Source organism: Pseudomonas sp. GW822-FHT02G04 (assembly GCF_058802085.1).
The window spans coordinates 836-9,510 of sequence record NZ_JBXANU010000042.1 but is presented as its reverse complement, the minus strand read 5'-3'; the positions used below and the strand labels follow the sequence as shown (position 1 = coordinate 9,510).

The following is an 8,675-nucleotide window of genomic DNA, read 5'->3' as shown; positions in this document are numbered from 1 at the left end:
GTGCACCAAACACCAAAAAGCCCGCGTTTAACGCGGGCTTTTTGCCGTCTGCGATTTGGCTTTTCCTTTGGTACATCCTTTCTCATCGAACTCGATGTGAGCACTGCGCCCTCGCTTGTTGTCGTAGCGGTAGCTCGTGGCTGAATTGCGAGTGCTGATTTTGTCTGGCTTGCCGAGAGCGCTTTCGACGTCCTGCTGACTCATGCCGGCAACCACTCTCTGATTGATGATCGCGATGCGGCGTTCCTTCGCGCTGAGCTGATTTCCACATTTGTCCTCGGACTGACCAACGATCGTCGGCGCTCTCCTTGGGATTTTCATACCTGATGTTTCGCGAACCTCGGCTTCTGGCATCAGGGCTGTCGTGCTGCCTGGCAAAAACGTGCGCACTTCCTGAAGCGAAAGGCTTTCTCCGGCCGTGCAGCTCAAGGTCGTGAAGGTGATGCGTCCGTCAGGGGCTTCGCACCGGTGGACGGTCGTAGCAAGCGCCCAGGGCGGCAGGCAGAGCAGGGCGGCAAGTAAAAAATAATCAGCATTCCATGGCATTCGACGTCCTCCTTGACGGTCCTTATCAAGGGTAGCCGTTACATTTTTCGACAGCGGTGTGTTTTCTTTTCAGGATAAGTCGTCGCAGTTCCATGGATCAGGACAGCGCTCAGGTTTGTCTCGCAAGCGCTTGTTTCAGCCGCGATTTTTTCACGTTTAAAACCGTCAGGCGGTGTTATCATTGCGCCCGTCAGCCCCGCCGGGGCTTGTGGAATACCTCCATGGACTTACCCAGTAGTTACTCAGTATCCCGTTTTTACAATCATGAATTGACTGATTGATCCTTCCGGCGTGCCCCGCTGCTGGGAGTGGAGTTCGCCTATGTCTGAAGTTGAAGTAAAGAAAACGCAGGAAAGCTTGCAGGACCGCCTCGCTCAAGTCGTTGAGCTGCTGCAGCGCCAGCGGGTGGTCGAAGACCTGACTCATCGCCAGGAAGGTCCGCATCACGACCGGGTCGAGAACCTGGTTCACCGGCAAAACCTCGTCGAGTTGCAACGCAAGCTCGATGATCTGCACTCCGCCGACGTCGCCTACATCCTTGAAGCCTTGCCACTGGACGACCGTCTGACCGTCTGGCAATTGGTCAAGGCCGACCGCGACGGCGACATTCTGCTCGAAGTATCCGATTCGGTTCGTGAAACCCTGATCGCCGACATGGACGATCACGAGCTCCTGGCTGCGGCCAAGGACATGGATGCCGACGAACTCGCTGACCTGGCCTCCGAGCTGCCGCGAGACGTCGTCCACGAGCTGATGGAAACCCTCGATGCTCAACAGCGTGAGCGCGTCCGCTCCGCGTTGTCCTATGACGAGGAGCAGGTCGGTGCGCTGATGGACTTCGAGATGGTGACCATCCGTGAGGATGTCAGTCTCGAAGTGGTGTTGCGTTACCTGCGCCGTCTCAAGGAGCTGCCGAGCCACACCGACAAACTGTTCGTGGTCGATTACGACGGCGTGCTCAAGGGTGTGTTGCCGATCAAGCGCCTTTTGGTCAACGACCCGGATAAACAGGTTTCGGAAGTGATGGCCAGCGATCCGGTGAGTTTTCATCCGGACGAAGACGCTTACGAGGCCGCTCAGGCGTTCGAGCGTTACGACTTGATCTCGGCCCCGGTGGTCGACAAGAACGGCAAGCTGATTGGTCGTCTGACTATCGATGAAATGGTCGACCTGATTCGTGAAGAGAGCGAAAACGAAGTTCTCAACATGGCGGGTCTGCGCGAAGAAGAAGATATTTTTGCGTCAGTCTGGAAGTCCCTGCGCAACCGTTGGGCCTGGCTGGCGATAAACCTGATCACCGCGTTCGTTGCATCACGGGTGATCGGCCTGTTCGAGGGCTCTATCGAGAAGCTGGTAGCGCTCGCGGCATTGATGCCGATCGTGGCAGGTATCGGTGGCAACTCGGGTAACCAGACGATCACCATGATCGTTCGGGCCATGGCGCTGGACCAAGTCAGTACCGGTAATACGTCGCGCCTGATGCGCAAGGAGTTGGCGGTCGCCTTGATCAATGGCCTGGTCTGGGGTGGGGTGATTGGTGTGGTGTCCTACCTGCTTTATGGCAGTTGGTCCCTGGGTGTGGTGATGACCGCCGCCATGACGCTTAACCTGTTGCTTGCGGCATTGATGGGGGTGTTGATTCCAATGACCCTGGCGCGGCTTGGACGCGACCCGGCAATGGGGGCCAGTGTGATGATCACTGCAATGACCGACAGTGGTGGTTTTTTCATCTTCCTCGGGTTGGCGACGATTTTCCTGCTCTGACGTTCTGCCTCAAAAGAACCCGCCCAATCGGCGGGTTTTTTTTGGCCGAATTTCAGGCAAAAAAAAGCCAGCAATTACGCTGGCTTGAGCTTTCGGGATGAATCAGGAAGCGTCTGCAGCCATTTCGGCGTCATGGGCGATCAGCGAAACCAGAGCGTTTTGCTGGCGGTGGGAGAGTTGGCGGAAGCGTTGCAGCAGTTCGCGTTCGTGCAATGACAGCTCGGGGCTGTCCAGGCGCATGCTCAATTCTTCGCCCAACGCGCCTTCCTGAATAAGACTCTGCTCAAGGCGCGCGATGATTTCGGAATTCATGCTGCGATGATGATTGCGAGCCACCTCGGCAATGCGTTCACGCATTCCGTCTGGCAGACGTACGACGAACTTGTCAGCCGTACGGCTGGAATAAATTGCCTGTTTCAATGGGCGCATATATTTAACCGGTTAGTTCAGGGGAGCGGTTCTCGGGATTGGCCGCAGGATGTCAGATAGGACAAGCACTCCGACCAAATGTTCAACCTGAATTGATAGAGGCGCGCATCATGCCTCAAATTAGCCAGATCATTGGCGTCAATTCTGTGACAAATATTGATCTGGGTAAAGGCTTAATGCCAGCACCTATTATCAGAAATGCGGACTGGTTTGAAAACATTCCATGAGTCCGTATCGCTGACCGCGTCCTCTTGCCCGACAGGTGATGCCCGAAGACGCCTGAAGGTGCATGCTATGCGGATTCGATCCTTGTTCCTTACCTTGTACAGGATAGTGGCAAATGGCCGATTTACTAGGGCAGACGGACGGTATGGGATAATTTCAGGATGGATGGCAGGCTGATTTATTTAATGGGGCCTTCGGGATCCGGCAAGGACAGCCTCATCGAAGCCGCTCGCGGGCCGTTGCGGGAGCGCAATTGTGAAGTCGTGCGGCGGGTTATTACGCGTTCGGCTGAGTCCGTGGGCGAAGACGCCATCGAGGTGTCCCGCGAAGAGTTCGAGCGACGCAGAAACGAAGGGGATTTCGCGCTGTCGTGGCAGGCCAATGGGCTGGATTACGGTATTCCTGTGCGTATAGACCAATGGCTCAAGGACGGTCGCGATGTGCTGATCAATGCTTCGCGCGGCCACCTGACAGAAGCGCAGCAGCGTTATCCCACGCTGTTGCCGGTGCTGTTGACGGTCAAGGATGAAGTTCTGCGAGAGCGCCTGCTACGGCGGGGGCGTGAAAGCCCGGCAGAAATTGAAGCGAGACTGCGCCGCAATGCACTGTTCATGGCTGACGATACAATCGGTGATACGCAGATCCGTCGACTCGATAACTCCGGCGACCTTGCGGCCACCGTTGCCAGTCTTCTGGAGTTGCTGAGCGTCAGCGCAGAACCGGATCGAACTTGATCTTGCGCCCGGCGATCAGCGCCAGCACGAACAGCGCACTGAACACGCCGCAGGCAATCAGGGGCAGGGTGACGATCGTGTCCTGGACTAATGACAGATGAAGGATGCCACTCAGTAGAGCTAGGATGAGAAACCCTGCGGCTGATTTGGACATGCTGTGCTCCTGATGAGGTGGTTCAAAATACCAAGCGTTCAAAAGACTGCGTGCGCGGTTGAAGACTCTCCTGGCTCACCTCTTGGCTGACAAAACTGCGTTGATCGCTCGTGACTGCCACTTGAGGCGCTTTTTGCAGCTGCAGGTAATGGGGCGTGCGTTGGGCAACCATCGCAGCGTCGTTTTCGGGGAAGAACTGAAAACCCAACAGAACCGCCAGGGCGACTGCATTCGCGACTAAAAGAGCGCTGTTCATGGGGCTGATCTCCTTCGTTCCTTGTGAACAGTCGAAGCAGCCCGCATGCCAAAAGTTTAACGGCTATTAAATCCTTTAAAAACAACGAATTAAGCTATTTTCACAAAATGCCGGCATTGCATTTTGCAATGATGGCATTTTGCGGCGATGCAATTTGCACGGTAAACAAAGCCACGCTACCGCGGGGCGTCTGCCTACACTTAAAAAGCCCTACGGACGACATGACAAAAGCGGGCCTGCCCGTTAACATGCACGCCGTCCATCGCCGCGCATTCCTTGCGCGCGACTCGTGTCTCAGTAGCTCAATTGGATAGAGCATCCCCCTCCTAAGGGGAAGGTTGGCAGTTCGAACCTGCCCTGGGACACCATATATTTCAAGGCCTCCAGCATTTCTTCGTTTCTCTGCTTAACCCTCGTGGGTGCAAGGTGGGTGCAACAGGTATGCTTTAAGCAACGAAAAGCCCTGCTCAGATTGTTATCTGGCGGGGCTTTTTCATAACCGTCGGTGTCATATCAAGCTTAGCTGCCAGTCCTCTACAGGAAGGCGTGAGAGGCGGTCTATCGACTCTTTCCCGATCAATCGTGAAAATGGACGCGCTGCGCGTACCACCAACACGCCCAGACGATGGTGATCACCAGGGAGACGACGCAGAAGATCATGGCCTGACTACGCGTATTGCCAAGATCCTCTCGGGCAAGCAAGCCAAGCGTCTGGATGGCTACTCCCCCAAAAAGCGCCAGGAACCCCATTCGCCAGGCGAACATGCGCTGGCGGTAAACGTCGAAAGCCAGCGGGAGCATAACGGCGCCATAGATTACGGAAAGATAGCGAAGTCTAACGTCTGCATAGTGTGTAAAGACCGAACCACTTGGATCGCCAAGGGAAGGCTGGATATCCGTTATGGCAGAAACGCAGAACATGAGCCCTTGGAAGGCGAGCACCGCTGTGACAATCACGATGACAGTGGGTGGCCGCTTTGGGGAGCTCCGAAGCTCATCGGGCGGCAAACCTTTTGATGCAATCGCGACCTGATTACTCAACGCCGTGCGAATGACGTCAGACAGCCATGCTTGATCGTTGCGGGAAAACCACATACAGATCCGCATCACGCCAATCCCACAGGCCATCATCGCGAGCCCCTCCAGCGGCATGAATGTGGCGTGCGGCCCAGGTACGGCGGTAAACAACGCCAATGCTGTAAAAAGCACACAAAACCCGAACCAGAAGCCCATGAAAAGCTTAACGGACCAGTGCAGCGCAAAACGCCCGGTTAGCACGACCTGGTTTTGGCGCACCTGGAATCGGCCGATGAAAAGTGGCTTGAATGAGTTGCGCACCATAGGGATGACACGCTGGAGCGAAACGCGAGACTCCGTCACCGTTCCCACGGCCGCTTCTCGAAACGGCGTAAACATAGCCCAGTGCCGTGTCGCGGCTTTCAGGCGCTCAACAGATTCCGCCAGTCCGAACGAGCTCTCAAACTCGACCAGATCCGATCCCACCCAAAGTTCCCTCATCCATCGGAACATACAGCCCCCTTCGGGTGCGTCATGCTTGGATTTCACGTTGGTATCGTGGACTTCATATTCGTTGCCAGTAATCTGCAGGGCTGCCTGCGCGCTCAGGGTTCGACCTTCCCTGGTCTCCACCATCATCAACTGCTCAATTCCAGCCCACGATCACGCCGTCAGCGTATGGTCCGCATCCCCGAACCAGGTGCGTACCAGATCGGGCCCAGGCGTACCAGTGTGGTCAAGCACTGCCACATCGACGAAGTTCTTGCCATTGCTTGCGCCATCAGGGTCCACCTTCACGGTGATGTCGCTGCCGGTCTGCACCACTTCGACAAAGTCCGACACCTGGCTGGTGCCGGCGACAAAGTTGGCCTTGAGCAGCGCGGAGAGGTCGATTTTGTCTCCTTCGGCGTAGTTGTAGTCGAGGATATGGTCGCCGCCTTCATTCACGTTGAAGTAGGCGAACACGTCGGCTCCCGCGCCGCCGCTGAGCGTGTCTGCGCCGCCACGGCCCACCATGATGTCGTTGCCGTCGCCGCCACTGATCGTGTCTGCGAGCATGGTGCCCACCAGAGTGCCGCTGGATTCTCCGTGGTAACTGACTTGGGTACCGGCCGCGCCGCCGTCGGTGACCTGGAAGTCTTCCGCCGAGTAATGCCCCATCAGGTTCACCTCGGCCCGATGCACGCCGTCGTCCACCGTCAGCAGGCCGCCGGCGCCAGAGGCGTTGGCGTTGTAGTTGAGCTGGGTGTTGGCGCCGAAAGCCACATTGCCGAAGGTCAGCATGTCATCGCTCTCAAGGCCGAGGATGCCGACCAGCGAGCCCGCCGTTTCGGCCTGGGCGATCACCAGCGTGCCGGCGCCTTCGCCGTGGAAGGCGACGGACCCGTGTGCAGCACCGGAGAAGGTCAGGGTCGCGTCGCCGTCGATGGTCGCGCTGCCATCGCCGGTCACGTCGGCCAGCAGGCGCAGATCGCCACCATTGGCCCACAGGTGCCCGGTGTTTTCGACCGTACTGGCAACCGTCATGCCGCCTGGGCCTGTGGACTCCAGCACCCCGCTGTTGGTGATGGTGTGGGTGCCAGTATCGATCACCAGGCTGTTCAGCCCGCTGGCCATGATCAGCCCCGCGTTGATCAGCACCATCTGCCCGGCACCCAACTGGCCGGCGCCGGAAATGCGATTGTCGACGTTGTTCAGCACGGTGTCGGCGCTGCCGCCGAAAATCACGTTTTGCGCGTTGTCGGATAGCAGCACCTGGCCGCCACCGGTCAAGGTCGCGCCACGGAACAGAATCTCAAGACTGGTCGTGCTGCCGGCGGAGCCGAGCTCGATAGTGCCGCTGTTATGGATACTGCCACCGAACGGCATGATCGCGCCGTCGGCAATGGTGAGGGTACCGGCGTTGTTGGTGATCGGGTCGGTATCGAACTGGAAGTTCGCTTCGCTCAAGCTCGCCGCGTCGACACCTTTCAGGGTGATCGTCTGGCCGGTGCCTATGCTGACCAGCGCATTGCCGTTTGCGTCGTTAGTGATGCTCACGTCAGCAAAGCCGTTGACGCCGGTGAAACCGATCAGGTCGATCTTGTCCGCTGCGGCATCGAAGTTGTAGATCTGGTTGTTGCCGATCGGCTGGGCGAAGACGAAGGTGTCGGCACCGGACGAGCCGGTCAGGTTGTCGTTGAGGGACAAGGCGAAGATTGGTGAGCCTGGGGCGTAGGCCTCTACGTTGTCCGAGACGATGGCGCTTCCTGTGGTCCCATCTGCGTTGGTCCAGGACTCCGTTACTTGCAATACCATAGCGCCGACGTAGCCTGCCGTCGTAGTGACGGTGAGTACCGAGGGGTCGATGGTGGTGACCGACCAGCTGCCGCCGCCGAGATGCATGGCGCCGTTCACTATCCAGTCTGCTGGAACACCGGTGATCGTTACCGTGACAGGAAGACTGTGATCCGCCGACGGGTTGGCCAGAGCCAAGTTGATCGGCTCGCCAGCGATGCCTGCCGGGTGAGTGACCGACCATGTAACGCTGGTCGTGCTGAACGCGCTGGCACCCCCGCCTGCGCCAGGGTCGACCTTCGTCGCAAACGTGCCAGACGTTTGATCCCATGCCTTGTAGGTTAGATCACCCGCGTTTCCGTTACCGGTCATGCGTACTAAGTCGCCGCTACGCAGCAGCAGCGCCGAGCTCGTACTTACCGTGCCGACATCTGTCCACGTCGATCCATTGTCTGTTGAGTACTGCCACTTGCCAGTAGAGCCATTTGTGCGGGTCGCAGCGGTGATCGCGATGCCATTCAGCGCACCACTGTCCACATCAGTGGAACTCAGGAACGAACTCACCAACACCCCGCTGCCGACGTTGACCGACGTCGGAGCTGTCCCGGACAGTACCGGCGCGTCGTTAACCGCGGTGATGTTGATGTTGATCGTGTCGCTGTCGCTCAGTGCACCACCAGTGCCTGTGTTGCCACCGTCATTGGTCAGCATGGTCAGGGTGACCGCACCGTTGGCATTGGCAACCGGGGTATAGGTCGGCTGGTTGGCGACTGTGCCCAGGTAAGTGTTGATGTTGGCGAGGGTACCGGTGAGCACGATGCTGCTGGTGCCCGAGCCGCTGACCGAGACACTGCCCGCTGTCGCGGCCGTCAACGAGCCGCTGCCGACCGTGAGCGTGACCGAGATGCTGCCAGCGCCTGCGTCGACGTCTGCCACCGACAGACCGCTGAGCTTGAATGCGGCGTCTTCATTCGTCGTGTAGCTTGCCGGCAGCGTGTTCACCGGCGCGTCGTTGAGCGCGGTGATGTTGATGTTGATCGTGTCGCTGTCGCTCAGTGCTCCACCAGTGCCCGTGTTGCCGCCGTCATTGGTCAGCATGGTCAGGGTGACCGTACCGTTGGCATTGGCAACCGGAGTGTAGGTCGGCTGGTTGGCGACCGTGGCCAGGTAAGTGTTGATGTTGGCGAGGGTACCGGTGAGCACGATGCTGCTGGTGCCCGAGCCGCTGACCGAGACACTGCCCGCTGTCGCGGCCGTCAACGAGCCGCTGCCG

The 8,675-nt window shown here is 58.1% G+C and carries 8 protein-coding genes and 1 tRNA gene; 3 read left to right on the top strand and 6 right to left on the bottom strand.

What is annotated here, in order from left to right; all coding sequences use genetic code 11:
* Positions 1 to 27: 27 nt before the first annotated feature.
* On the bottom strand, positions 28 to 546 hold the full coding sequence (locus AC1RO5_RS29825; protein WP_493179297.1) for a cell envelope protein SmpA: 519 nt from the start codon (positions 544 to 546) through the stop codon (positions 28 to 30).
* Positions 547 to 867: 321 nt separating this feature from the next.
* Here AC1RO5_RS29825 and mgtE point away from each other — a divergent pair, with 321 nt between their 5' ends.
* Positions 868 to 2,310 carry a magnesium transporter gene (mgtE, locus tag AC1RO5_RS29820; RefSeq protein ID WP_007934913.1) on the top strand — a complete coding sequence of 481 codons (1,443 nt, stop codon included), beginning with the start codon at positions 868 to 870 and terminating at the stop codon, positions 2,308 to 2,310.
* A gap of 102 nt (positions 2,311 to 2,412) precedes the next feature.
* Here the strand turns inward: mgtE and AC1RO5_RS29815 are convergent, their stop codons facing one another.
* Entirely contained in the window at positions 2,413 to 2,739 is a 327-nt protein-coding gene (locus AC1RO5_RS29815; protein WP_003178899.1) for an Arc family DNA-binding protein, read from the bottom strand.
* Between the two features lie 386 nt (positions 2,740 to 3,125).
* Here AC1RO5_RS29815 and phnN point away from each other — a divergent pair, with 386 nt between their 5' ends.
* Positions 3,126 to 3,698, top strand: coding sequence for a phosphonate metabolism protein/1,5-bisphosphokinase (PRPP-forming) PhnN (gene phnN, locus AC1RO5_RS29810; RefSeq protein WP_493179296.1), 573 nt, complete (start codon positions 3,126 to 3,128; stop codon positions 3,696 to 3,698).
* Here the strand turns inward: phnN and AC1RO5_RS29805 are convergent.
* Together AC1RO5_RS29805 and AC1RO5_RS29800 are read right to left on the bottom strand one after the other, a co-directional pair.
* The gene (locus AC1RO5_RS29805) at positions 3,673 to 3,852 is read right to left on the bottom strand and encodes a PA3371 family protein (protein WP_018926378.1); all 180 of its coding nucleotides are present in this window, start codon (positions 3,850 to 3,852) and stop codon (positions 3,673 to 3,675) included. The two genes, phnN and AC1RO5_RS29805, sit on opposite strands and share 26 nt — an antisense overlap.
* Positions 3,853 to 3,874: 22 nt before the next feature.
* Complete coding sequence (locus AC1RO5_RS29800) at positions 3,875 to 4,108, bottom strand: hypothetical protein (RefSeq protein WP_493179295.1); 234 nt, start codon at positions 4,106 to 4,108, stop codon at positions 3,875 to 3,877.
* 291 nt (positions 4,109 to 4,399) lie between these two features.
* Here AC1RO5_RS29800 and AC1RO5_RS29795 point away from each other — a divergent pair.
* A tRNA-Arg gene (locus AC1RO5_RS29795) sits at positions 4,400 to 4,476 on the top strand.
* Positions 4,477 to 4,684: 208 nt separating this feature from the next.
* Here the strand turns inward: AC1RO5_RS29795 and AC1RO5_RS29790 are convergent.
* Both AC1RO5_RS29790 and AC1RO5_RS29785 read right to left on the bottom strand, forming a co-directional pair.
* The gene (locus AC1RO5_RS29790) at positions 4,685 to 5,764 is read right to left on the bottom strand and encodes a hypothetical protein (protein ID WP_493179294.1); all 1,080 of its coding nucleotides are present in this window, start codon (positions 5,762 to 5,764) and stop codon (positions 4,685 to 4,687) included.
* Between the two features lie 24 nt (positions 5,765 to 5,788).
* Positions 5,789 to 8,675: beta strand repeat-containing protein (locus tag AC1RO5_RS29785; RefSeq protein ID WP_493179292.1), on the bottom strand; the 2,887-nt coding region annotated here is incomplete at its 5' end.

Bases quoted from the DNA above. Each gene is read 5' to 3' on its own strand.
- AC1RO5_RS29825 (WP_493179297.1), bottom strand. From the start codon at position 546: ATGCCATGGAATGCTGATTATTTTTTACTTGCCGCCCTGCTCTGCCTG.
- mgtE (WP_007934913.1), top strand. From the start codon at position 868: ATGTCTGAAGTTGAAGTAAAGAAAACGCAGGAAAGCTTGCAGGACCGC.
- AC1RO5_RS29815 (WP_003178899.1), bottom strand. From the start codon at position 2,739: ATGCGCCCATTGAAACAGGCAATTTATTCCAGCCGTACGGCTGACAAG.
- phnN (WP_493179296.1), top strand. From the start codon at position 3,126: ATGGATGGCAGGCTGATTTATTTAATGGGGCCTTCGGGATCCGGCAAG.
- AC1RO5_RS29805 (WP_018926378.1), bottom strand. From the start codon at position 3,852: ATGTCCAAATCAGCCGCAGGGTTTCTCATCCTAGCTCTACTGAGTGGC.
- AC1RO5_RS29800 (WP_493179295.1), bottom strand. From the start codon at position 4,108: ATGAACAGCGCTCTTTTAGTCGCGAATGCAGTCGCCCTGGCGGTTCTG.
- AC1RO5_RS29790 (WP_493179294.1), bottom strand. From the start codon at position 5,764: ATGATGGTGGAGACCAGGGAAGGTCGAACCCTGAGCGCGCAGGCAGCC.